21 protein-coding genes are annotated in these 24,103 nt (G+C 39.8%); 19 read left to right on the forward strand and 2 right to left on the reverse strand.

Annotated elements, in window-relative coordinates; translation table 11 throughout:
- Window positions 1-2,640, forward strand: a complete 2,640-nt coding sequence (locus OZ002_RS00990) for a cation-translocating P-type ATPase (RefSeq protein ID WP_002289743.1) — start codon at window positions 1-3, stop codon at window positions 2,638-2,640.
- Window positions 2,641-2,807: 167 nt separating this feature from the next.
- Here OZ002_RS00990 and OZ002_RS00995 read toward each other — a convergent pair whose 3' ends face one another.
- Window positions 2,808-3,506: a DUF975 family protein gene (locus tag OZ002_RS00995; RefSeq protein ID WP_002294185.1), complete on the reverse strand. Its 699-nt coding sequence runs from the start codon at window positions 3,504-3,506 to the stop codon at window positions 2,808-2,810.
- A gap of 218 nt (window positions 3,507-3,724) precedes the next feature.
- Here OZ002_RS00995 and tgt point away from each other — a divergent pair, with 218 nt between their 5' ends.
- The 9 genes from tgt to OZ002_RS01040 all read left to right on the forward strand — a co-directional run bounded on the left by tgt (window position 3,725) and on the right by OZ002_RS01040 (window position 14,324).
- Window positions 3,725-4,870, forward strand: coding sequence for a tRNA guanosine(34) transglycosylase Tgt (tgt, locus tag OZ002_RS01000; RefSeq protein ID WP_002294183.1), 1,146 nt, complete (start codon window positions 3,725-3,727; stop codon window positions 4,868-4,870).
- A gap of 96 nt (window positions 4,871-4,966) precedes the next feature.
- Window positions 4,967-5,347 (forward strand): preprotein translocase subunit YajC, encoded by a 381-nt coding sequence (gene yajC, locus OZ002_RS01005; protein ID WP_002300794.1) that lies wholly within the window; start codon window positions 4,967-4,969, stop codon window positions 5,345-5,347.
- Window positions 5,348-5,651: 304 nt separating this feature from the next.
- On the forward strand, window positions 5,652-8,249 hold the full coding sequence (adhE, locus tag OZ002_RS01010) for a bifunctional acetaldehyde-CoA/alcohol dehydrogenase (RefSeq protein ID WP_025476813.1): 2,598 nt from the start codon (window positions 5,652-5,654) through the stop codon (window positions 8,247-8,249).
- A 228-nt stretch (window positions 8,250-8,477) separates the two neighbouring features.
- Complete coding sequence (gene bglB, locus OZ002_RS01015; protein WP_002288261.1) at window positions 8,478-9,584, forward strand: beta-galactosidase BglB; 1,107 nt, start codon at window positions 8,478-8,480, stop codon at window positions 9,582-9,584.
- Window positions 9,585-9,600: 16 nt separating this feature from the next.
- Window positions 9,601-10,629 (forward strand): TRAP transporter substrate-binding protein, encoded by a 1,029-nt coding sequence (locus OZ002_RS01020; RefSeq protein ID WP_002294179.1) that lies wholly within the window; start codon window positions 9,601-9,603, stop codon window positions 10,627-10,629.
- 5 nt (window positions 10,630-10,634) lie between these two features.
- Window positions 10,635-11,114, forward strand: a complete 480-nt coding sequence (locus tag OZ002_RS01025; protein ID WP_002288258.1) for a TRAP transporter small permease — start codon at window positions 10,635-10,637, stop codon at window positions 11,112-11,114.
- Window positions 11,115-11,129: 15 nt separating this feature from the next.
- Window positions 11,130-12,425, forward strand: coding sequence for a TRAP transporter large permease (locus OZ002_RS01030; protein ID WP_002307410.1), 1,296 nt, complete (start codon window positions 11,130-11,132; stop codon window positions 12,423-12,425).
- Between the two features lie 10 nt (window positions 12,426-12,435).
- Window positions 12,436-13,260, forward strand: a complete 825-nt coding sequence (locus OZ002_RS01035) for a sugar phosphate isomerase/epimerase family protein (RefSeq protein WP_002307412.1) — start codon at window positions 12,436-12,438, stop codon at window positions 13,258-13,260.
- A 164-nt stretch (window positions 13,261-13,424) separates the two neighbouring features.
- On the forward strand, window positions 13,425-14,324 hold the full coding sequence (locus tag OZ002_RS01040; RefSeq protein WP_002288252.1) for an AraC family transcriptional regulator: 900 nt from the start codon (window positions 13,425-13,427) through the stop codon (window positions 14,322-14,324).
- Between the two features lie 125 nt (window positions 14,325-14,449).
- Here the strand turns inward: OZ002_RS01040 and OZ002_RS01045 are convergent, their stop codons facing one another.
- A complete protein-coding gene (locus OZ002_RS01045; RefSeq protein WP_002298317.1) occupies window positions 14,450-15,319 on the reverse strand; it encodes an AraC family transcriptional regulator in 870 nt (289 codons plus the stop codon).
- Window positions 15,320-15,471: 152 nt separating this feature from the next.
- On the opposite strand from OZ002_RS01045, the gene rhaB reads away from it, so the two are divergent.
- From rhaB to kduI, 9 genes are all read left to right on the forward strand, one after another.
- Window positions 15,472-16,932 (forward strand): rhamnulokinase, encoded by a 1,461-nt coding sequence (rhaB, locus tag OZ002_RS01050; RefSeq protein ID WP_002288250.1) that lies wholly within the window; start codon window positions 15,472-15,474, stop codon window positions 16,930-16,932.
- Entirely contained in the window at window positions 16,929-18,185 is a 1,257-nt protein-coding gene (gene rhaA / locus OZ002_RS01055) for an L-rhamnose isomerase (RefSeq protein WP_002307415.1), read from the forward strand. The genes rhaB and rhaA overlap by 4 nt, the downstream gene beginning before the upstream one ends.
- A gap of 13 nt (window positions 18,186-18,198) precedes the next feature.
- The gene (rhaD, locus tag OZ002_RS01060) at window positions 18,199-19,044 is read left to right on the forward strand and encodes a rhamnulose-1-phosphate aldolase (RefSeq protein WP_002307417.1); all 846 of its coding nucleotides are present in this window, start codon (window positions 18,199-18,201) and stop codon (window positions 19,042-19,044) included.
- A 1-nt stretch (window position 19,045) separates the two neighbouring features.
- On the forward strand, window positions 19,046-19,357 hold the full coding sequence (rhaM, locus tag OZ002_RS01065; RefSeq protein WP_002298313.1) for an L-rhamnose mutarotase: 312 nt from the start codon (window positions 19,046-19,048) through the stop codon (window positions 19,355-19,357).
- A gap of 81 nt (window positions 19,358-19,438) precedes the next feature.
- Complete coding sequence (gene fucO, locus OZ002_RS01070; protein ID WP_025481647.1) at window positions 19,439-20,590, forward strand: lactaldehyde reductase; 1,152 nt, start codon at window positions 19,439-19,441, stop codon at window positions 20,588-20,590.
- Window positions 20,591-20,716: 126 nt separating this feature from the next.
- Window positions 20,717-21,475 (forward strand): IclR family transcriptional regulator, encoded by a 759-nt coding sequence (locus tag OZ002_RS01075; protein WP_325082740.1) that lies wholly within the window; start codon window positions 20,717-20,719, stop codon window positions 21,473-21,475.
- Window positions 21,476-21,574: 99 nt separating this feature from the next.
- Window positions 21,575-22,219, forward strand: coding sequence for a bifunctional 4-hydroxy-2-oxoglutarate aldolase/2-dehydro-3-deoxy-phosphogluconate aldolase (locus tag OZ002_RS01080; protein ID WP_002331991.1), 645 nt, complete (start codon window positions 21,575-21,577; stop codon window positions 22,217-22,219).
- Window positions 22,220-22,225: 6 nt separating this feature from the next.
- Complete coding sequence (locus OZ002_RS01085; RefSeq protein WP_125179032.1) at window positions 22,226-23,233, forward strand: sugar kinase; 1,008 nt, start codon at window positions 22,226-22,228, stop codon at window positions 23,231-23,233.
- A 15-nt stretch (window positions 23,234-23,248) separates the two neighbouring features.
- A complete protein-coding gene (kduI, locus tag OZ002_RS01090) occupies window positions 23,249-24,091 on the forward strand; it encodes a 5-dehydro-4-deoxy-D-glucuronate isomerase (RefSeq protein ID WP_002288239.1) in 843 nt (280 codons plus the stop codon).
- Window positions 24,092-24,103 lie beyond the last annotated feature (12 nt).

The following is a 24,103-nucleotide window of genomic DNA, read 5'->3' on the forward strand; positions in this document are numbered from 1 at the left end:
ATGGAAGAATACAAGCAGACAATAGAAGAAGTAAAGAAGGTAACAGAAGCAGATCCAGATACTGGGTTGTCTTCACAAGAAGTGGATGAACGGCGAAAAAAGCAGGGATTGAATAAATTCGATGAGGCGCCGAAAGAATCGATGATCAAAAAATTCTTTCGAAGCTTGTCCGATTTTACAACGATCATCCTTCTTGTAGCAGCGGTGATTTCCTTTTATACCGCATTTGCTACAGAACATGGGGATTTATTTGAAGGACTGCTGATCATCGCTATCGTTGTGATCAACTCGGTATTGGCGATTGTCCAAGAAGGAAACGCAGAAAAAGCACTGGAATCCTTGCAAGATATGAATAAACAAACGGCAACTGTCATACGAGACGGCAAAGTGACCACTGTTGAGTCAGAGCAACTGGTAGTGGGTGATATTCTTGTTTTAGAGTCCGGTGATGCTATTTCTGCCGATGCCCGTTTGATCGAAGCATCACAATTACGTGTAGAAGAATCGGCGTTGACTGGAGAAAGTGAAGCAGTTGAAAAAGATGCAGCATTTATTGCTGAAGAAGATGAGTCATTAGGTGACCAACTTAATATGGTATTTAAAGGATGTACGGTTGCTGCAGGTCGTGGGAAAGCGATCGTCACTGCCATTGGTATGGCTACAGAAATGGGTAAGATCGCGGATCTTTTGAACGAAAATACTATGCAAAAAACACCTTTACAGGTCCGATTGAATCAGCTAGGCAAACGAATCAGTATGATCGCTTTAGCGGCTGCGGCTTTAGTATTTGTGATTGGTGAACTGCAAGGAGAACCACTCCTTGAGATGTTCATGACTTCGATTTCCTTGGCTGTTGCAGCTGTACCGGAAACCTTGACTGTTATTGTTACGTTGACACTTGCATACGGTGTGCAGAAGATGGCGAGGAAACATGCGATCATCCGACAGTTACCAGCAGTTGAAACGCTAGGAACCGCTAATGTTATCTGCTCAGACAAAACAGGAACGCTGACACAAAATGAAATGCGCGTCCGCCGGGTATGGAGCAAAGAAGATGAAGTAACGAATATCGAAGATTCAATGACGAACAGCGCGATGGAAATATTGAAAATGGCTGCACTATGTACAGATGTGACGGTCGAGCAAGAAGATGACGACCTTGTTATCAAAGGTAATCCAACAGAAGTAGCCATCGTAAGGGCTGTTGAAGAGAATTATCATACAAAAGCAGAATTAGAAGAAAAATATCCACGAGTAAACGAGCTTCCTTTTGATTCTGAACGAAAAATGATGACAACAGTTCACCAAATGGGCGAAAAATACATCTCAATCACCAAAGGAGCATTTGATGTTCTTGCTCCGCGCTTTAGTTCAGGCGATGTAGAACAAGCGGCGATCGTTAATGATCGCTTTGGTAAACGGGCACTGAGAGTGATTGCTGTTGGTTATGCTACTTATGACGAAGAACCGCAAGATATTTCTTCTGAAGCACTGGAAAAAGACTTACGTTTGATTGGTCTGATCGGAATGATCGATCCACCACGTCCAGAAAGTAAAGGAGCAATCAAGCGAGCGAAAAAGGCTGGCATCAAAACAGTCATGATCACTGGAGATCATGTGGTAACTGCCAGTGCCATAGCGAAAGAATTAGGTATCTTGAATGATCCGTCAGAAGCACTCTCAGGATCAGAACTGCATCAATTATCAGACGAAGAATTAGATGCGCGTGTCAAAGCTCTCTCTGTCTATGCTCGGGTAACGCCAGAAGACAAGATCCGGATCGTCAAATCTTGGCAACGTACGGGTGCAGTCGTAGCGATGACTGGGGATGGTGTGAATGATGCACCAGCGTTGAAAGCAAGTAACGTTGGGTGTGCCATGGGGATCACAGGGACAGATGTGGCGCAAAGTGCCGCAGATATGATTTTGACGGATGACAACTTTGCGACGATCGTAGATGCTGTTAGTCAAGGGCGTTCAGTTTATCAGAATATTCGTAAAGCAATCAACTTTTTACTAAGCTGTAATATTTCGGAGATCTTTATTGTTTTGATTGCGATGCTGTTAGGATGGGGAGCACCATTTACAGCTGTGCAACTACTGTTTGTCAATGTAGTTGCTGATGGACTTCCAGGATTTGCTTTAGGAAGAGAGCCAGCGGAACACGGCATCATGGATCAGCCACCCATTCCGAAAAACGAAGGGATCTTTGCTCGAGGTTTATTGCAAAAAATCGCCATAAACGCAGGAGTCTTCACCATCGTAACGCTGTTTGGTTACTATTTAGGTAGTTATGTCGATACTATCAGCCCATGGGTAGACGCAAGTCAGCATGTCGGTCAAACTGTTGCATTCTTGATCTTAGCTTATTCATCGATTCTGCATGTGTTCAATGTACGCAGCAGCCAATCGATCTTCAAAGTCAATTTAGCAACCAATAAAGCTTTGGTAGAAATGGCGTTACTGGCATTAGCTATTACAACGGCTGTTGCTTTGCTGCCATTTACGCAAGAACTATTCGGCCTAGTACACATCAGTTTGAATCACTGGTTCTTGGTAGGGATTTTATCTATCGTACCAATCGCGGTGAATGAACTGATCAAGTTCCATCGATTACCGGAAGCAGAAGAAGAGGAATGATTAACTGTTTCTAAGTTGATTTTCTTTTTACTGGAACTATACAAAAAGGAGGTGTGACATGAATGTTGTCACACCTCCTTTTTGCTAATGGGCTGAATGTTTCTTTTACTGCCTCTCGATAAACGGTGTTCTCCTGCCAACCCCTCGGTCACAAGTCACACTCTCTTTTAAATATCTTTTGGCAATTGTTCATAAAATGCTGCTTTTGTTGCGGAAATGTATGGGCTGAGCCATAGATAACCAATACCAGCAGTTGCTAATGCTAAGATATGCCAGCCGATAAATGAAAGATCTAACCAGAAAAGTTGTCCTTTATAACCATCCATCAATTTTCGACTTGCAGTGATCGTATCCAGTACTTTAGGTGTTTGTCCTGTTTCTTGGACGATATCGTAGTAGATAAAATAGCTTTGAGAATAAGAATAGCTTTTAATGATTCCAGGAATAACTAATAGCAAACCCCATAATGTTGTAAAGATCGAGATCAGCACAGCTAAGCCGATCACTCCGCCGATAAACAAACCTTTGAATCCACGAAATGCATCTTTGAATGGTTCGATCTGATCTTTTTGTCCACGTAAAATATCAAGATAAGTCCAAGAAATACCGCTCATGAACAAAGCGCTAATGATGCTGGAAATAATTCCGCCACCGCCTCCTGAACTACCGCCTCCTGAAGTTGTCGCATCTGAGACGCTCGCTGATCCATCATATATGGTGGTGGCAAATAAGATAATAGGAATCATAATAAGAAGAATAGCAGCAATACCAATCAATGTAGGGATTAGATTTAGTAAAACAGCTTGTCCCCAACGTCCTTTTAGACTCTCTTTTGCTTGGCGTTTTAATTCTGCAGAAGATTGCATGATTTTTCCCTCCTTTTCTTTAATAACACCAATATACCATGTATCAAAAAATATTTCTGTCATAATGTTTTTCTTTTTTTTTGTTATTCATAAAAAAAGGATAAAAAAAAGAATATTAAATAAAGTAGAAGGAAGCCGAGGGAACTTGCAAAAAGCACTTGAAACGATTATGATGGTGGGAGTTGTCAAGATATTTTATATAGAAAGTAGGGAAATGAATGACGCAACCTGCCATTCGCTATCGTTTAATCAAGAAAGAAAAACATACTGGCGCGCGTTTAGGGGAATTGATCACGCCACACGGAACTTTCCCCACACCAATGTTCATGCCAGTAGGAACATTAGCTACAGTAAAAACAATGTCCCCAGAAGAGTTGAAAGAAATGGGTGCTGGCGTTATTTTAAGTAATACATATCATTTATGGCTACGCCCTGGTGAAGACTTAGTAGAAGAAGCTGGCGGACTGCATAAATTTATGAACTGGGATCAACCGATTTTAACAGATTCAGGCGGCTTTCAAGTTTTTTCATTAAGTGATATGCGGAATATCGAAGAAGAAGGCGTGCATTTCAAAAATCACTTGAACGGTTCGCGTATGTTTTTATCACCAGAAAAAGCAATCAACATCCAAAATAAATTGGGCTCTGATATCATGATGAGTTTTGACGAATGTCCACCATTCGATGAAAGTTACGACTACGTGAAAAAATCAGTAGAACGTACGTCTCGATGGGCAGAACGAGGATTGAAAGCTCATGCTAACCCAGACCGTCAAGGATTATTTGGAATCATCCAAGGAGCAGGATTTGAAGATCTTCGTCGTCAAAGCGCGAAAGATCTAGTCGGGATGGATTTCCCTGGTTACTCAATCGGCGGGTTATCTGTCGGGGAACCTAAATCAGAAATGAACCGTGTATTAGAATTCACTACACCGTTGATCCCCGAAAACAAACCACGTTACTTGATGGGTGTCGGTGCTGCTGATTCATTGATCGATGGTGTTATCCGTGGAGTAGACATGTTTGACTGTGTCTTGCCTACTCGAATCGCTCGAAATGGCACATGTATGACTTCTCAAGGTCGTCTAGTAGTGAAAAATGCGAAGTATGCTCATGATTTCCGTCCAATTGATGAGAAATGTGATTGTTATACATGTAAAAACTATACACGTGCCTATATCCGCCATTTGATCAAATGTGATGAAACATTTGGGATTCGTTTGACTTCTTACCACAATTTATACTTCTTGTTGAATCTAATGAAACAAGTACGTCAAGCAATCATGGATGATAATTTGCTTGAATTTAGAGAAGCCTTTTTTGAAGAATACGGGTTCAATAAAGAAAACGCAAAAAGCTTCTAAAGGAAAATCTTTTAAAAATTAAGTAAAAAACTAGTGTTAGCAGCATTTTTCTGCTAAAGTGTTTTTTGTAGATACAGAATTAGTGAGGTGAAAAAAATGGGAACATTACCAATGCTTGTGATGTTTATCGCGCTATTAGCAATGTGGTTTTTTATGTCACGTTCGCAAAAGAAACAACAGCAAGAACGTCAAAACTTGTTAGATAGCATGAAACCAGGTGATTCAGTCGTAACGATCGGCGGATTACATGGAGTTGTTTCAGAAATCGACAATGACAAACGGACAGTTGTTTTAGACTGCGAAGGGATCTTCCTTGAGTACGATCGTGCAGCAATCAAAACGGTCAAACCAGGGACTGTCGTAACAAATGATGCAACGACTACTGTTGAAACAACAGAAGAACCAGCTGAGACAGTTGAAGTAAAAACTGAAACAACAGAAACGCTGGAAGAGACAGAAGAGAAGAAAGAAAAATAAGTATCAAAGCTTATTTAAAGACGAGGTAGGGCAGAAAGATGTCCTACCTCATTTTTTATTCAAAAAAGAAAGAGATAAGAGTATAGGATATATTGCTCAATATTGAATAATCGGGTGTGTTATATAAATAATAATAAATAACTTTATATATTTTTCTATACAAACACCTGTAAATAAAGCAATTTTATATTTAAAAATAACTGTGAAAAAAATCACAAAAAAGTGTTTACATAGAAAAACAAATATTGTATGATATACATGTGAATGATTTAACAAATAACCATGACCCATTAGGAGGATAATGATGGCTAAAGTAATGGAAAAAGAAAAAACGAAGACAATTGACGTACAAACAATGATTGATGATTTGGCAGAAAAAGCAAATGCAGCATTGAAAGAAATGGAAAGCTTTGATCAAGAAAAAGTAGACCATATCGTGCATGAAATGGCAATGGCAGCTTTGGATCAACATATGCCATTAGCGAAGATGGCTGTAGAGGAAACAGGCCGCGGTGTTTACGAAGATAAAGCAATCAAAAATATGTATGCGTCCGAATATATTTGGCATAATATCAAACATGATAAAACAGTTGGTGTGATCAATGAAGATGTCCAAAAAGGGTTGATTGAAATTGCTGAACCAGTCGGTGTGGTTTGCGGAGTAACTCCAACAACGAATCCGACTTCCACAACGATTTTCAAATCAATGATCGCGTTGAAAACAAGAAATCCAATCGTTTTTGCTTTCCATCCAAGTGCCCAAAAATCTTCTGCAGAAGCAGCACGAGTAGTACGTGATGCTGCTATCGCTGCCGGAGCTCCTGAAAATTGTATCCAATGGATCGAACATCCTTCGATCGAAGCGACTTCTATGCTAATGAACCATCCAGGTATCGCGATCGTCTTAGCGACAGGTGGAGCTGGAATGGTCAAGTCTGCTTACTCTACAGGAAAACCAGCTTTAGGTGTAGGTCCAGGTAACGTACCAGCTTATATTGAAAAAACAGCAAAAATTAAACGTGCAGTGAACGATTTGATCGTTTCGAAAACATTTGATAATGGAATGATTTGTGCTTCTGAACAAGCTGTGATCGTGGATAAAGAAATCTATGCAGCAGTAAAAGCAGAATTCCAAGCACACCAAGTTTATATCGTAAAACCAGATGAATTGCAAAAATTAGAAGATGCAGTGATGAACGAAGGAAAATATGCGGTCAATCCATCAATCGTTGGACATTCTGCGATGGAAATCGCAAAATTGGCAGGAATCAGTGTACCAAAAGGAACGAAAATGCTGATTGCTGAATTGGAAGGCGTAGGCCCAGATTATCCGCTATCAAGAGAAAAACTTTCTCCAGTTCTTGCCATGATCAAAGCTAACAACACGGACCATGCGTTTGATTTGTGTGAAGGTATGTTGAATCTTGGAGGATTAGGACATACAGCAGTTATCCATTCAGAAAACGAAGAGTTGCATGTCAAATTCGGTCTTCGAATGAAAGCTTGTCGTATTTTAGTGAATACACCATCTGCAGAAGGCGGCATCGGTGATATCTATAACGAAATGATTCCGTCATTGACTTTGGGATGCGGTTCTTATGGTAAGAACTCTGTTTCTCGTAACGTCTCTGCTGTAAACTTAATCAATGTCAAAACTGTAGCGAAACGGAGAAATAACATGCAATGGTTCAAATTACCGCCAAAAATCTTCTTTGAAAAGAACTCTCTATTGTACTTAGAGAAAATGGAAAACGTTGAACGTGTCATGATCATTTGTGACCCTGGTATGGTCCAATTCGGTTACTGCGATACAGTTCGTGAAGTATTGGCACGACGTAAAAATGATGTGAAGATCGAAGTCTTCTCAGATGTTGAACCGAACCCATCGACAAATACCGTATACGCAGGAACGAAACTGATGGCAGACTTCAAGCCAGATACAGTAATCGCTCTTGGAGGCGGTTCTGCAATGGACGCAGCTAAGGGAATGTGGATGTTCTATGAACACCCAGACACATCTTTCTTTGGTGCAAAACAAAAATTCTTGGATATCCGTAAACGGACATATAAAATCGACAAACCAGAAAAAACACAATTCGTATGTATCCCGACAACATCAGGGACTGGTTCTGAAGTAACGCCATTTGCGGTCATCACTGACAGTGAAACACATGTGAAATATCCGTTAGCAGATTATGCATTGACGCCAGATGTCGCAATCGTCGATCCTCAATTCGTCATGTCAGTTCCAGCATCTGTCACAGCAGATACCGGGATGGATGTGTTAACACATGCAATCGAATCCTATGTTTCAGTCATGGCTTCAGATTATACACGTGGATTGAGCCTACAAGCAATCAAGTTAGTCTTTGACTATTTAGAAAAATCAGTAAAAACACCTGATATGGAATCACGTGAAAAAATGCACAACGCTTCTACAATGGCTGGTATGGCGTTTGCTAACGCATTCCTAGGTATTTGTCACTCAGTCGCACATAAAATCGGCGGGGAATACGGGATCCCTCATGGACGGACAAATGCGATTCTTTTACCGCATATTATCCGCTATAATGCAAAAGATCCACAAAAACATGCGATGTTCCCTAAATATGACTATTTCCGTGCAGATACAGATTACGCAGATATTGCAAAATTCTTAGGTCTGAAAGGCGAAACAACAGAGGAATTAGTCGAAGCTTTAGCAACGGCTGTTTATGAATTAGGAAAATCTGTCGGCATCAACATGAGTCTAAAAGCTCAAGGAGTCACACAAGAAACACTAGATACAACCGTAGACCGTATGGCTGAATTAGCTTACGAAGACCAATGTACGACAGCTAATCCGAAAGAACCATTGATCTCTGAATTGAAACAGATCATCATTGATGCTTACAACGGATAAGCAAAAGAAAGCGTAGAAAAAAGATAAGAAAATAGATGAAAAAGAACTTGGAAAACGTTGTTTCTCCAAGTTCTTTTTTTAATTTTCAAGTAACTGAAAGTTACTTTTGTTATTTAACATTTAGGTCAATTTTAGACAGTTTTTGTTCAAAAAGCGATATTTATAGTGGACGGTATTACTGCTATATTAAGGATATAAAATGAAAGCGTTTAAAAAGGTGGCGTAAAGATGATTATTAAAGAAGAGATTTTTGTACCTAAAGAATTAGTGAAAGAAAAAATTGACCTGCTCGTTGAAAACCTGACAACGATCAAAGACGATAATGGTGAATTTTTGTTGGACTTTGATGGACTGAAAGTAGATGACAAGAGCTGGACAGTGTGGAATTGGCCACAAGGTGTCGGTCTATATGGTATTTATAAAAATTACCAGATGACAAAAAATCCTCGCGCTTATCAAGTGGTCAATGAATGGTTTGAGGATCGTATGGAAGAAGGCGCTCCGCCCAAAAACGTCAATACAATGGCACCGCTATTGACTATGGCTTACTTGTATGAAGACACGAAAGATTCACGCTATTTGCCTTATTTAGAACAATGGGCAGAATGGGTCATGAATGACATGCCTCGGACAAATGAAGACGGGTTACAGCATGCCACATATGGACCGGAAAATAAGAATCAGTTGTGGGACGATACATTGATGATGACAGTGCTTCCTTTGGCAAAAATCGGGAAACTGTTGAATCGCCCAGAATATTTAGAAGAAGCTCGTTACCAGTTTATGATCCATATCAAATACTTGATGGATAAACGAACAGGATTGTGGTATCACGGCTGGACGTTTGAAGGAAATCATAACTATGCCGAAGCATTTTGGGCTCGTGGAAACTGCTGGTTGACGATTGCTATTCCAGAGATCATTGAAATCTTAGAATTATCGAAAGAAGATGCATTGCGCAAATTATTGATCGAAACACTTGAAGCACAAGTGCGTGCATTAAAAACTTATCAGTCTGAAAGCGGTTTATGGCATACGTTGTTGGATGATCCTTCTTCTTACGTAGAATCTTCTGCAACTGCAGGATTTGCTTACGGTATTTTGAAAGCGGTCCATAAACGTTATTTACCACAAGAATATAAAGAAGTCGCTTATCGTGCTATCCAAGGATTGCTTGAACAAATCGATGAAAAAGGAGAAGTTCAAAACGTTTCAATCGGGACAGGAATGGGGGACAGTTTAGATTTTTATCGGAATATCGGAATCACAGCAATGCCTTATGGACAGTCGTTAACGGTGCTTTGTTTGACAGAATTGCTCGTCTCTTATTGTTAAAAGAAAGGAAACCCATATGAAAAAAACATCACTGCTGTTTGCAGCAAGTTCGCTTAGCCTAGGTCTGCTAGGTCTAAGCGGCTGCGGAAATAATTCTAGTGTGGCAACTGTCGCAGATGCAGACGTAAATGAGATAGTTACCTTGCGCTTTGCTTATGCAAGCAACAGCCAGCCAGTAATTGATGCAATGAATGAATTTGGGCGTTTAGTAAAAGAAAAAACAGATGGTTCCGTACAGATCCAGTATTTCCCAGATGGACAACTGGGTGGAGAACGTGAACTGATCGAATTGACACAGTCAGGAGCAGTAGATTTCACAAAAGTAAGTGCCTCAGCGTTGGAAAGTTTCTCTAAAGATTATTCGATTTTTTCAGTTCCTTATCTATTCAATGATGAAGAACATTTCTTTAAGGTGATGGATAATGAAGAAATAATGGAGCCAATCTACCAATCGACCAAAAATTTAGGATTTACCGGATTGACCTATTATGATTCTGGTCAGCGCAGCTTTTATATGGTAGACGGTCCGATCCATACGCCGGAAGATTTGAAGGGAAAGAAGATCCGTGTGATGCAAAGCGAAACCGCTATCAAAATGGTAGAGCTTTTAGGCGGTTCGCCCGTACCTATGGGAAGTGATGAAGTGTACACGTCTCTTCAATCCAATTTGATCAACGGATCAGAAAACAATGAATTTGTCTTGTATACAGCTGGACATGGCGGGGTAGCTAAATACTATTCTTATGATGAGCATACACGTGTGCCAGATATCATCATCATGAATGATGCCATCAAAGAACAGCTAACTGATGAGCAGGAAAAAGCCATTGAAGAAGCAGCGAAAGAATCAACGGTTTTTGAAATTGAAGCTTTTGCAAAAGCAATTGAAGAAGAAAAAGCTTTAGCACAAGAAGAACATGGAGTCCAATTCAATGATGTAGATAATACACCGTTTCGAGAGGCAGTTGCCCCACTTCATGATATATTCAAAAACGATCCTACCTACAAAGACCTTTATCAAAAGATCCAAGAGCAAGGAGCGTAGCTGTGATGAAAATGATTTTAAACAAGGTATTAGAGATCCTGGGAGCTGTTTTGCTTGTTGGGATGGTCGCTGTTGTTTTATGGCAAGTATTTTCCAGAACGGTTTTAGGAAATCCAAATACGGTCACGGAAGAACTTGTTCGATTCGGTCTTGTCTGGTTTGCCATGTTGTCTTCCGCGTATGTTGTGGGACAAAAAGCACATTTAGCCGTAACGGTTTTAAGTGAAAAATTAACTGGCAAAAAAAGTAAAATTTTAGAAGTTGTTGTTCAAAGTTTATTTCTGGTATTTGCTGCGATGATCATGGTGTATGGCGGATGGAATGCTGTCACATTGACAATGGGGCAGATCTCGCCTTCTTTAAGTATTCCTATGGGATATGTTTATCTGTCAGTACCTGTATCGGGGGTACTCATCATTATCTATAGCCTGATCAATCTAATCGATACATTAAGCAACAAGCCAGCAATTCAAGAAAAAATATAAAATTGGAGGAATAAAATGGCAATAGAAGCCGGATTAGTGTTATTTTTTGTGTTTGTTGTGTTGCTTGTATTAGGGATGCCGATTGCTATAAGTATTGCATTCTCATCGATGATGACTTTATTGTTAGTTATACCGTTTGATGTTTCTGCTTTTAGTTCAGCTCAAAAAATGGTGGGAAGTATCAATAGTTTTTCGCTGATCGCTATTCCGTTTTTCGTTCTCTCGGGCATTATCATGAATAATGGAGGGATAGCTAAGAAACTAGTGGATTTTGCGATGTTGTTCGTCGGACGCGTACCGGGGGCTTTAGCTCATACGAATGTGTTAGGGAATGCTTTATTTGGTTCCATCTCTAGCTCGGCCATTGCCGCTTCTACCGCGATTGGTGGAGTGTTGATCCCTCAGCAAGTGGAAGAAGGATATGACCGGAAGTTTGCGACAGCGGTCAATATTGCGTCAGCTCCGACAGGTATGGTCATTCCTCCAAGTACTGCTTTTATCATGTATTCACTTGTTGCTGGTGGTGCTTCGATCTCTGCTTTGTTTATGGGAGGTTATCTCGTAGGCGCTTTGTGGGCGCTAGGAATCATGCTAGTAGCATTCATTGTTGCTAAAAAGAATAAATACCCTGTTGTCGAAAAAGGACAGATGGCTCATGCTGGAAAAATAATAAAAGAGGCGATTCCTAGCCTTCTATTGATTGTCATCATTATCGGTGGTATCTTGACGGGGATATTTACAGCAGTAGAAGCTTCAGCGATAGCTGTCATTTACTCCCTATTGATTGCTATGTTTTACTATAAAACGGTAAAACTAAAAGATATACCTAATATGTTGTTTCAATCAGTAGCAATGTCAGGGACGATCATGTTCTTATTAGCTACTTCTTCCATGATGTCTTTCGCCATGGCGTTTACCGGTATTCCTCAGGCAATTAGTTCGTTGATTATGGGCGTAACGGATAATAAATTTATTATTCTGTTATTAGTCAATCTTGTGTTATTACTGGTGGGTATGTTTATGGATGTGGCGCCTGCTATCTTGATTTTTACACCAATATTTTTACCAATCGTCACAAGTGTAGGGGTTGATCCTGTACATTACGGGTTGTTTTCAATCATGAATCTGTGTGTAGGCTCCATCACGCCGCCAGTAGGTACAGGACTATATGTCGGTGCAAGTGTAGGAGGCGTAAAAGCAGAGGCAATGCTGAAACCACTTCTTCCGTTTTATGGGATTATCCTAGTTGTCTTGTTTTTGATTACCTATTTCCCGCAAATCGTCATGTGGCTACCCAATATGCTGAGTTAGGAGAATAATTATGTTAAACATTACAATTAGAGGACATGATCTTTCCCAAGTCCAAACGATAGAAGATCTTGCAGAAAAAACAAAAGAACAAGGGATCCATACACTGCAGCTCGCCTTAGGTCTTTCGTTTCCTGCAATACCTTCTGGCGCAAATGAAATCAATTCTGGGATGGGAAATTATGTCAAACGAGTTTTAGAAAAGCAAGAAGTGACTGTAGGAATTTTAAGTTGCTATATCAATATGATTCATCCAGATTTAACGATACGAGAAGAGTTGCTGACAAAGTTCGAGCAGTATCTTCGCTATGCTTCTTCTTTTGGTGCGTCGATGGTTGCTTCGGAAACTGGATGTGTCTTGCCGGAAATCCAATATACGGAAGAAAATTTCACAGATGAAGCATTTGCTGAAGCAGTGTCCGTTATCCGTCGCTTGGTAAAAGCTGGAGAAAAATACCAAATGATGGTGGGGATAGAACCAGGTTTGAATCATCCGGTGTATTCTTTAGCAAGAGTAGAGCAGCTGATCCAAGCAGTGGATTCGGACTATCTGGGAATCATTTTAGATCCGACAAATTTGATCACAAGTACTGATTATCAAGAACAAGTCCAATTGGTAGAAGAAGCTTTTGAGCGTTTTGGTGAAAAAATATGTGCGGTTCATTTGAAAGATTTTCGTGTCGAACAGGAAAAAATCGTGCCGGTAAATTTGGGAGACGGTATGATCGAGTACACAAAAATCAAAGAAATCATCAAGAAGAACCGTCCGTATCTGTATGTGGTTCTTGAAGAAACAAAAGATGATGGGATTCGTTATGGAAGAAGTCTTCTTGAATAATGTAAAGAATACATTGATTAACTAATATTTAGAATGGAGGGGGCGGGGCTAGAAGATGCCACGTCTCTTCTTTTTTATAAGAGTATATAAAAGCAGCTCTTTTTGATTACAAAAAACGTGGTATAATAAAATTGTGCATAAGTGAACAAAAGGAGGTGCGGCACATGCTCCAAAAGAAAATCAGCGGTGAACAAGTCAATACGATGGTTTCTGATCAGTATGAAATCTATCATGTCAAAGATGTCGTCAGCCAAAATAAAACGATCTATCATCATCATGATTTCTATGAGATCCATGCTACATTAAAGGGAGAAGCGACTTTTTATTTGAACGGACGACAATTTACGATCAAAGCAGGAAGTGTGCTGCTCATCCATTCCAATGATTTGCATCGTATCGTCCGCCAATCTTCAGATGTATTCGAGCGTGTCTATATCTTTGTCACCCCTTCTTTTCTAGAAAGTCGTTCCACGCCATGGTCTAATCTATCGGCTTGTTTTCAACCAATGGGAGAAAAGAGGAGTCGTGTATTGCAAATAGAACAGGAAGTATTGAAGCAAAAATTATCATTTATCGACCATCCTCCTGATAAAAAAATTTACGGTGAAGACATAAAATATGAACAAGCTCTGGTAGAATACTTGATTTTTCTCAATCAAGTTGTACAAAAAGAAGAGAGTGCGCAAGAACAGAATGCTGTAGTTCCTAATGAGCGTGTGGAACAAATGTTACAATATATCTCAAAAAATTTATCTCATCCGCTTTCTTTAGAGGAAATGGAAAAGCAGTTTTTTGTCAGCAAATACCATATCACACGAGAATTTAAAAAGTACACTGGATTTACGTTTCATCAGTATGTAATGAAGAAAAAGCTGATCTATGCCAAGCACTTGTTGCGAGAGTACCGCAGCTCTAGTGCTGTATATAGTAAAAGTGGTTTTTCGTCTTATCCGCATTTTCTGAAAGCATTCAAGAGAGAGTTCGGCATAACGCCTAAAGAATTTTTGAAACGTGATACACAGAAACAGTTGGTTCATTATGAACATTTTGAAGATGAACAATGAGAATGATCACTAAAAAATAACCGCAGTAGCTGCTGTTGTTTATATAGAAGCAGAAACTGCGGTTATTTTATTTTTATCTATATATTTCAAAATATTTTGAAAAAATGACGTACATATTATATGAATCAGCTGAATTTACGGAAGTCTCTCGGCGATAGTCCTGTTTTTGCTTTGAACAGGCGGCTAAAGTAAGCAAAATTCTCAATCCCTATTTCTTCGGAAATCATTCGAACCGTAAATTCTGTATACCGAAGAAGGTCTTTAGCGTAAGAAAGTTTTTTGCTGATCAAATAATCGATTGGTGGAGAACCGATAAATTTGGAAAAATCTTTGCTCAGCTGATATTTATTCAATAAGAATTGTTGTTCTAATTGATCAAGTGTAATCGTTTCTTTGAAATGTTCGTCTAAGTATTGCTTCAGTTTGTAAACGTAGGCGGGAATATCCTCTTCTTCGAAATCTAGCTGATACTTTTGCAAAATCAGTTCATTCAACAACTCGTGGATAGCTACAGAGGACTGGAAATCGGTACGGGCATTCGTGCCTTGTTGCATGTGGATCAATTCTGTGATCAAATGGTGGATCTTGTTTTCTGATGGATCCCCTGTTGAATGGAAGGTGTTATGGCCGTCTTTTGTGAACTCCTGATAAAATGATTGGACGTTCTGACCATTCAAATGGATCCAATCCATTTCCCATGGTTCTTCGCTGATCGTTTGATAACGCTGATATTCTTGGCAGTCAATAAAAAATAAGTCTCCAGCTTTTAGCTGTTGCTGATTATCATTATATGTAAGCGAACCTTCGCCAGACAAAGTAAACTTTATCAAGTAAGAAGGTAAATGTGCTCGTTCAGTATAGTAAGGGATTGGTGCTTTGAAGTAACCGATTTCTTGGATATAAAAAAATAAATTCCTGCTTCTTTGTGTAGGCGTCAAGATCACTCTTTTTGAGTCTTCCGACCATGAGTGGTTGGCTTTTTCCCAGTAATCCATGTAAACACTCCCAACTTGTCAAGATAATGCAATTATATACCAAAATAGTGTGAAGCAAAATATAAGATTCTGTATTATGATAGCATTGTTAATAAATGATAACGCTTTATTAATAAAGTGCTAATCAACAATAAAGTAAAAGAGGTGGAGAAATGAATCCAACATTTGTTGCCATCGATATCGGTGCATCAAGCGGACGACTAATGAAAAGTACGAGGGATGCAAAAGGTTCTTTGATCTTGGAAGAAGTGCACCGGTTCAAAAACGGCTTTCGGAACAAAGACGGTCACGATCGCTGGAAGATCGATTATCTTATCAAAGAGATTTTGATTGGATTTGAAAAATTAAAGCAGACAGGGATTGATCGTCTTTTTGCGGGGATCGATACATGGGCAGTCGATTACTGTCTGATTGACGAACAAGGGGATCGGATAAATGATCCGATTGCTTATCGGGACAAGCGTACCAATGGAGCAGTAGAACAGTTTTCTGAAATCTATTCTCTAGATAAGTTGTATGAGCAGACAGGGATTCAGATCCAGCCTTTCAATACCTTGTTCCAATTGTTTGCTGAAGAAAAAGAAAATTTGGCAAAAGCACATAAATTGTTACTGATACCTGATTATTTAGGGTATGTCTTTACTGGTAACATGGTGACGGAGAAAACTAATGCATCTACTATGCAGCTGCTGAATGCAGGGACAAAAGAATGGGAAATAGAACTTCTTGAAAAAATCGGTGTCTCGAAGGAATTATTTCCACCATTGACAGAGCCGGGAACGATACTAGGAGATCTGCAAAAAGAACAATTTTCAAAATATGATTTGCCAGATGTGACCTTTATCACAGTAGCAAGTCATGATACGGCGTCAGCTGTATTAGGAACGCCAGGTCAAGGAGAACGTTGGGGTTATATCAGCAGTGGGACATGGTCGCTTTTAGGGATTGAAACAAAGATCGCCAATGTTTCTCGCAATGCTTTTTCTGAAAATTATACGAATGAATGGGGTGCCCATAACACGGTGCGTTTTTTGAAAAACATCATGGGGATGTGGTTGATCCAGGAAGTTGCCCGAATGCAAGAGTACGAGTACAGTTATGCGGAATTGGCAGAGCTTGCTGCAAAAGAAAAACCGCTGCAGCAAGTGATGGAAATCAATGACCCTCGATTTTTGAATCCCCCAAATATGATAGAAGAGATTCAGCAATACTGTTTTGAAACAGAGCAGCCAGTCCCTGTCTCATCGGGAGCTATCGCTCGTTGTGTGTATGATAATCTTGCTCTTTGTTACGCACAAGAGCTGATCAAAGTAGAACACTTAACTGGAACGAAATTGGAAAAGCTGCACATCGTAGGGGGCGGATCGAATAATCGTCTACTGAATCAATTGACAGCAGATTATGCCGGAATCATTGTAGAAGCAGGTCCTAGTGAAGCCACAGCAATCGGGAATGTTGCCATGCAAATGCTCAGTACAGGTCAGTTTTCGAATATAGAACAAGCAAGAAATGTAATCAAACAGTCGTTTCCATGTGAAACTTTTTACCCAGATGAAAATAAGCAAAACACGATGGAATGGTACGTGAATAAAATCAAAGGAGTAATCGTATGAACACGATTGAAAGAAATTACGAACAAGCAAAAGAAAAATATGCAACTATCGGTGTAGATACAGATGCTGTACTAGAAAAGATACAGGACATCAAAATTTCTATGCATTGCTGGCAAGGAGATGATGTCAAAGGTTTCTTGACACCGGATGGCGAATTGACCGGTGGAATCATGGCGACAGGGAATTTTCCAGGAGCCGCACGAACACCTGAAGAGCTTAGACAAGATCTGGAGAAGGCTTATTCGTTGATACCGGGCAAACACAAATTGAACCTTCATGCTATCTATTTGGATACAGAAGAATCTGTCAATCTAAATGAAATTGAGCCGAAACATTTTGAAAAATGGGTAGAGTGGGCAAAAAAAGAAGAAATCGGTCTTGATTTCAATCCGACTTTCTTTTCGCATCCAATGATGAAAGACGGCTTTACATTGGCTCATCCAGATAAAGAAATTCGTGAATACTGGATCGAACACGGGAAAAGAAGCCGCAAAATCGCGGAGTACTTTGGGAAAGAAACTGGACAAACAAGTATCAATAACTTTTGGGTACCTGATGGGATGAAAGATAATCCGATTGATCGTTTTACCCCACGGAAACGTTTAATGGAATCACTCGATGAAATTTTTACAGAAGAGTTAGATGAACGGTATGTACAAGATGCAGTAGAAAGCAAACTATTTGGTTTAGGCGCTGAAGCTTATACAGTCGGTTCCCATGAATTTTATATGGGTTACGGGTTGACTCGTGACAAACTTGTTTGTCTAGATGCTGGACATTTTCATCCAACAGAAGTGATTTCCAATAAATTATCTTCATTAGCTTTATTCAGCAAAGGAATCATGCTGCATGTTTCCCGTCCAGTGCGTTGGGATTCAGACCATGTGGTTTTGATGGATGATGAATTGCAGGAAATCGCTAAAGAATTAGTCCGTAACGAATTGTTGGAAAAAACAAATATCGGTCTGGATTTCTTTGATGCAACGATCAACCGTATCGCTGCTTGGGTCATCGGTACGAGAAATACACAAAAAGCACTGCTGAAAGCTATGCTGGAACCAGTTGAGCGATTGAAAGAAATGGAGCTGGCTTTTGACTTTACTTCAAGAATGGCTTATACGGAAGAATTGAAAGATTTCCCGTATGCCGATGTATGGAATTATTTCTGTTACAAAAATCAAGTTCCAGTTGGTTTGGATTGGCTGGAAGAAGTCCAGGAATATCAAAAAGACGTGTTGGAATTAAGAAAATAGGAGTGTGGCTATATTGAAAAAAATAGATATTTTACAAGCGCCTTATGTGAAAGAAATGATCGAAACGACGTCGAATCTTTATCGCTTGGGATGGGATGAAAGAAATGGCGGGAATATTTCTTATTTACTAAAAGAAGAAGAGATCACACCGTTCTTGGATCCTGAAAAAGTGATCCGCCGCATCTCGATGATTTTTGATGCCAGCCGTTTAGCAGGATGCTATTTTATTGTAACTGGTTCAGGAAGATATTTTAAAAATGTAGCGAGCGAACCTGCCGAGAATCTTGGAATCGTTCGAGTTGCTGAAGATGGCAAAACATTGGAACTTTTGTGGGGGCTGGAAAACGAATGCCTTCCTACAAGCGAGTTGCCAAGTCATTTCATGAGTCATATCGCCCGTTTAGAAGTAGACCCAGATAATCGGATCGTTATGCATTGCCATGCTAGTCATCTATTAGCGATGAGTTTTACGCATGAATTAGACGAACGTTCCTTTAGTCGTACGCTATGGCAAATGTGTACGGAATGCTTAGTTGTTTTTCCAGAAGGAATTTCCATCATTCCGTGGATGGTTCCGGGAACAAATGAGATTGGGGAAGCAACAGCTGAAAAAATGAAAGAAACTCGATTGGTTTTATGGCCACAACATGGAATCTACGGGTCAGGAAAAGACATGGATGAAGTCTTTGGTTTGATCGAGACAGCAGAAAAGGCAGCAGAAGTCTATACGTACGTCAAAGCGCAAGGACCAATCTTGCAAACAATCACAGACGATAATCTGTGGCGCTTAGCAGATGCGTTTGGTGTTACTCCGAAAGCAGGTTATTTGGAGGAAGTTCATACGAAAGCAGGTGTCTGACATGGTGAAAAAAGCTTTTTGCATGAAAGTTTACCCAGAAAAACAAGAAGAATACAAAAAAAGACATGATGAACTTTGGCCAGAGATGCGTACAGCACTTCGTGAACACGGGGTCATCGACTATTCGATCTATCTTGATCCGAGTATAAGTTTGTTATTTGGTTACTTAGTGATCGAAGATGAAAAGTTATGGGAAAAAATGGCAAATACATCTATCAATCAAAAATGGTGGAAGTACATGGAAGATATCATGGAGACAAATCCAGATGCCTCTCCAGTCAGTTGGGAATTGATGCCAGTCTTTGAACTGTAGTAACAAGCAACTGGGCAACCGGTTGCTTGGAGTTCTTTCGTTTTTATTGTGAAAAATAATACAAATTAGGAGGAATAAAAAATGAGTAATCGAATGATTTTAAATGAAACATCGTATTTTGGAAAAGGAGCGATTGAGTCGATCGTCCCTGAATTTCAGCAGCGAGGATTCAGCAAAGCAGCTGTCATTACTGACAAAGGATTGATCGAGCACGGTATAGCAACAAAAGTAACAGAACTTCTAGATAAAGCAGCAATCGATTATGCTTTATACGACGGGATCGTACCTAATCCAACGATCCAAAATGTAAAAGATGGAGTGGCTTTTGTTAAAGAGGCAGAGGCAGACTGTTTGATCGCAATCGGTGGAGGTTCGCCAATCGATACGGCAAAAGCCATTGGGATTATTTTGACGAATCCAGAGTTTTCAGACGTCATTAGTTTAGAAGGTGTTGCTGATACGGAAAATCCATGTTTACCTATATTAGCTATACCAACGACTTCTGGAACAGCAGCAGAAGTAACGATCAACTACGTCATCACAGATGAAGTAAATCACCGAAAATTTGTTTGTGTTGATCCTCATGATATCCCAATCGTCGCGTTCATCGACAGCGATATGATGATGGGAATGCCGAAAAAATTGGCTGCATCAACAGGTATGGATGCTATGACGCATGCTATTGAAGGGTTTATCACAAAAGGCGCTTGGGAAATGACTGATATGCTGCATTTAAAAGCAATCGAAATCATCGGTCATTCTTTGGAAGCTTCTGTAGATGGCGATCAAAATGGGCGAGAAAAAATGGCATTAGGACAGTATATTGCGGGAATGGGCTTCTCAAATGTCGGTTTAGGACTGGTACACGGGATGGCTCACCCGTTAAGTGCATGGTACAACATTCCTCATGGCGTAGCGTGTGCAGCACTTTTGCCAACTGTCATGAAATATAACAAAGAATATACTGGAGAAAAGTACCGTGAGATCGCTCTTGTTCTAGGGATTAAAGGAGCAGCTGAAATGTCTTTAGAAGATGTAAGAGAAGCGGCTTGTGGTGAGATCGATCGGTTGAGCAAAGCGGTTGGAATCCCAGAAACCATTTCTGAATTAGGTGTAAAAGAAGCAGATATCCCAGCAATTGCAGAAGATGCTTTGCGAGATGTATGCACACCAGGAAATCCAAGAGAAACGACAGTAGAAGAAATCATTGCTTTATATCAAAGTTTGATGTAAAAACGAAGCGGATCTTCAACATTAAATTGCCTGTAAAGAGAAATGGTAGTTTATATCTGGATATCTCTTTTAAATTGATGGTATTTCCGCTATAATTTTTCTTATAAAGAAATAGGAGAATATTATATGGAAAATAAAAAGCCTTATGGAACTGTATTGATCAAAGCCTCTAAAATACTAGACTATTTAGCGGAAAACCAAGATGTCTCTTTGCAGACGATCGCAAAGGATGTGGGAATGACCTCTTCTACAGTCTTGAAAATACTAGATACTTTGCTGATGATCGGCTACGTAAATAAAAATTCAGAGAAAAACTATCGTTTAGGTGCAAAGCTTATTCGCTACGCGAATAAAAACATTGAACAAATCGATTTGGTAGAGTTGACTTTACCGTTTTTAGAACAGCTGCAGCAAAAGATCGATGAGACTATCCACTTAGGAGTATTGGACAACAATGAGATCTTGTACGTGAACAAACTAGATCCAAAACATCAAACGATCCGCATGTCTTCAAAAATCGGAATCACCCGACCATTATACAATTCTGCGATGGGCAAAGCCGTATTAGCAGAATTCAGTGAAGAGCAGTACACTGATTATCTTGAAAAGCATCCGTTGATCCCTTACACAGAATATACGATCACCAATGCATTACGGTTGAAAAAGGAAATCCAAACGGTAAAAGAAACCCACATCGCATTTGACGATGAAGAAATCGAACGTGATATTTTTTGTATAGGAGCCTCAATTGTGAAAAACGAACAAATCATTGGTGCATTTAGTGTAAGTATGCCGAAATATCGTTTAACAGATGAGACAAAAGAACAAATAATCAGTGCCCTCAAGCAAACAAAAAGCGAAATCGAGCAAAGAATTCAAAAATAATGAAAAAAGCGTTTGCAATTTTTCTTTTCTGCCGTATAATATGGGTATAGATTTCCAAGTTATAAAATAAAATTTCTAAATAGGAAATAGGTGGAGAAGATGAAAAAAATTGATATTTTATCTCGATTGAAAAACGCCGGAGTGATTGCGGTGGTACGCGGAAAAAGCAAAGAAGAAGCTTTGAATGCTTGCCACGCAATCATCAAAGGTGGTCTAACTGGTATTGAGTTGACTTTTACAGTCCCTCAAGCAGATCAAGTAATCAAAGAACTTTTGTCATTCTACAAAGACCAACCAGAAATAGTGATTGGCGCAGGCACAGTATTAGACGCTGTCACAGCTCGCTTGGCTATCTTAGCTGGCGCAGAGTATATTGTTAGCCCTTCCTTTGATCAAGGAACGGCAGAGATGTGCAATCTGTATCAAATTCCTTACTTACCAGGATGTATGACTATTACCGAGATCAAAACAGCGCTGAAAAGCGGGGTAGATATCGTCAAACTATTTCCTGGAAGCGCTTATGGACCAAGTATCATTTCTGCCTTCAAGGCGCCGATGCCTCAAGTCAATATCATGCCAACTGGCGGTGTGAGTCTGGACAATATGAAAGAGTGGTTCGATGCTGGTGTCGTAACAGTCGGAGTAGGTGGGAACCTTTTAGCACCCGCAGCTACAGGAGATTTTGACAAAGTAACGGAAGTCGCGCAACAGTATGCAGCAAAAATGAAAGAAATCAAGAGGTAGCTGCTTATGGGAAAAGTAGTGACACTCGGAGAAATCATGTTGCGATTGTCCACAGATCAGGGAACCCGTATCGATTCAAGTGAACGATTCGCTGCCCATTATGGCGGAGGGGAAGCAAACGTAGCAATTTCTTTAGCTAATTACGGACATGAAGCGATTTTTGCTACAAAAGTACCTGATAACGCATTGGGAAAAGCAGTCAAAAAGCACTTGCAATGTTATGGAGTAGATACGAAACAGGTATTATCTGGTGGATCAAGACTAGGTACTTATTATATGGAAACTGGTAGTGGCGAACGCGCCGCCTCAGTGATCTATGATCGTGCCGGATCAAGTTTTGCTGAAATGGATCATTTGGAATGGTCGCTAGAGGAGTTATTCCAAGGAATAGATATATTTCATGTTTCAGGAATTACCCCAGCTTTGTCTAAAAAATGGCAAAAAATGACGAAACAGGTGATAGAAACTGCAAAAAAAGCTGGCTGCCTGATCAGCTTCGATATCAACTATCGTGGAAAATTATGGACACAGCAAGAAGCCAGCGAAGTAATCCATCAGCTTTTACCTTTAGTAGATATCTGCTCAGCTGGAAAAATGGATGCTCTTTATTTGTTAGGTATCGAGAAAGCGCCAGAAGCAGAAGAACAACCTCTAATTTATTATTATCAAAAAATGCAGGAAAAGTTCCCGAATATTCAGGTGTTTTATTCGACCAAGCGTACCGTTCATTCAGCAAGTGAAAATGAACTGAAGGGGACATTGTGGATGAACCATGAATATGTGGAATCCCAAGTCCATAGAATTACCCCAATCGTGGATCGAGTAGGTGGCGGAGATGCTTTTGCAGGTGGCGTGCTCCATGGGATTTTATCCAATATGTCTCCGCAAGAAATCATTGATTTTGCTACGGCAGCTTCTGCCTTGAAGCATACGATCCATGGGGACTGCAACCAATTCAGTCAAGAAGAAGTCGCACAATTTTTAGCATGCGGCTCTGGAAAAATCATTCGATAGAAGGAGTAGAAGAAAATGCAAGAAATGGAAACACGTTATACACACAGTCCAGAAGATATCCGTCATTATTCAACGGAACAATTGAGAAAAGAATTTTTAGTAGAAAAGGTATTTGAACCAGGGAAAATCAGTTTGACTTATACGCACAACGATCGAATGATCTTTGGTGGAGTGACACCTACTGAAAAAGAATTAGAAATCACATTAGACAAAGAACTAGGTGTTGATTACTTCTTAGAGCGTCGTGAACTAGGTGTGATCAATATCGGTGGACCAGGATTCATCGAGATCGATGGGCAAAAAGAAGAAATGAAAAAACAAGACGGATACTATATCGGAAAAGAAACACGACATGTTGTATTTTCTTCTCAAGATGCTGAAAACCCAGCTAAATTCTATATTAGTTCTGTTCCAGCTCATCATAAATATCCAAATGTAAAAATCAGTATCGACCAAGTAAAACCAATGGAAACTGGTGAAGGCCTGACACTGAATGAACGTAAAATCTATCAATACATCCATCCAAATGTATGCGAAAGCTGTCAATTACAAATGGGTTATACGATTTTAGAACCAGGAAGTGCTTGGAATACGATGCCTTGTCATACACATGAACGTCGTATGGAAGCTTATGTCTACTTTGATTATGCCAATGAAGATACACGTGTGTTCCACATGATGGGCAAACCAGATGAAACAAAACATTTAGTTGTAGACAATGAACAAGCCATTATTTCGCCAAGCTGGTCGATCCATTCAGGTGTAGGTACAAGCAATTACTCATTCATCTGGGCAATGTGCGGAGAAAATATCACCTATACAGACATGGATATGGTGCAAATGGATCAATTAAAATAAGCATAAGGGAGA

It is taken from the genome of Enterococcus sp. E4-150 (genome assembly GCF_035726465.1).
Classification (GTDB): Bacteria; Bacillota; Bacilli; order Lactobacillales; family Enterococcaceae; genus Enterococcus_B; species Enterococcus_B faecium.

Bases quoted from the DNA above. Each gene is read 5' to 3' on its own strand.
- yajC (WP_002300794.1), top strand. From the start codon at position 4,967: ATGGGAACATTACCAATGCTTGTGATGTTTATCGCGCTATTAGCAATG.
- OZ002_RS01045 (WP_002298317.1), bottom strand. From the start codon at position 15,319: ATGGATTACTGGGAAAAAGCCAACCACTCATGGTCGGAAGACTCAAAA.
- OZ002_RS01020 (WP_002294179.1), top strand. From the start codon at position 9,601: ATGAAAAAAACATCACTGCTGTTTGCAGCAAGTTCGCTTAGCCTAGGT.
- fucO (WP_025481647.1), top strand. From the start codon at position 19,439: ATGAGTAATCGAATGATTTTAAATGAAACATCGTATTTTGGAAAAGGA.
- adhE (WP_025476813.1), top strand. From the start codon at position 5,652: ATGGCTAAAGTAATGGAAAAAGAAAAAACGAAGACAATTGACGTACAA.
- OZ002_RS00995 (WP_002294185.1), bottom strand. From the start codon at position 3,506: ATGCAATCTTCTGCAGAATTAAAACGCCAAGCAAAAGAGAGTCTAAAA.
- rhaB (WP_002288250.1), top strand. From the start codon at position 15,472: ATGAATCCAACATTTGTTGCCATCGATATCGGTGCATCAAGCGGACGA.
- bglB (WP_002288261.1), top strand. From the start codon at position 8,478: ATGATTATTAAAGAAGAGATTTTTGTACCTAAAGAATTAGTGAAAGAA.
- rhaA (WP_002307415.1), top strand. From the start codon at position 16,929: ATGAACACGATTGAAAGAAATTACGAACAAGCAAAAGAAAAATATGCA.
- tgt (WP_002294183.1), top strand. From the start codon at position 3,725: ATGACGCAACCTGCCATTCGCTATCGTTTAATCAAGAAAGAAAAACAT.
- OZ002_RS01080 (WP_002331991.1), top strand. From the start codon at position 21,575: ATGAAAAAAATTGATATTTTATCTCGATTGAAAAACGCCGGAGTGATT.
- rhaM (WP_002298313.1), top strand. From the start codon at position 19,046: ATGGTGAAAAAAGCTTTTTGCATGAAAGTTTACCCAGAAAAACAAGAA.
- OZ002_RS01085 (WP_125179032.1), top strand. From the start codon at position 22,226: ATGGGAAAAGTAGTGACACTCGGAGAAATCATGTTGCGATTGTCCACA.
- kduI (WP_002288239.1), top strand. From the start codon at position 23,249: ATGCAAGAAATGGAAACACGTTATACACACAGTCCAGAAGATATCCGT.
- OZ002_RS01030 (WP_002307410.1), top strand. From the start codon at position 11,130: ATGGCAATAGAAGCCGGATTAGTGTTATTTTTTGTGTTTGTTGTGTTG.
- OZ002_RS01025 (WP_002288258.1), top strand. From the start codon at position 10,635: ATGAAAATGATTTTAAACAAGGTATTAGAGATCCTGGGAGCTGTTTTG.
- OZ002_RS01075 (WP_325082740.1), top strand. From the start codon at position 20,717: ATGGAAAATAAAAAGCCTTATGGAACTGTATTGATCAAAGCCTCTAAA.
- OZ002_RS01040 (WP_002288252.1), top strand. From the start codon at position 13,425: ATGCTCCAAAAGAAAATCAGCGGTGAACAAGTCAATACGATGGTTTCT.
- OZ002_RS00990 (WP_002289743.1), top strand. From the start codon at position 1: ATGGAAGAATACAAGCAGACAATAGAAGAAGTAAAGAAGGTAACAGAA.
- OZ002_RS01035 (WP_002307412.1), top strand. From the start codon at position 12,436: ATGTTAAACATTACAATTAGAGGACATGATCTTTCCCAAGTCCAAACG.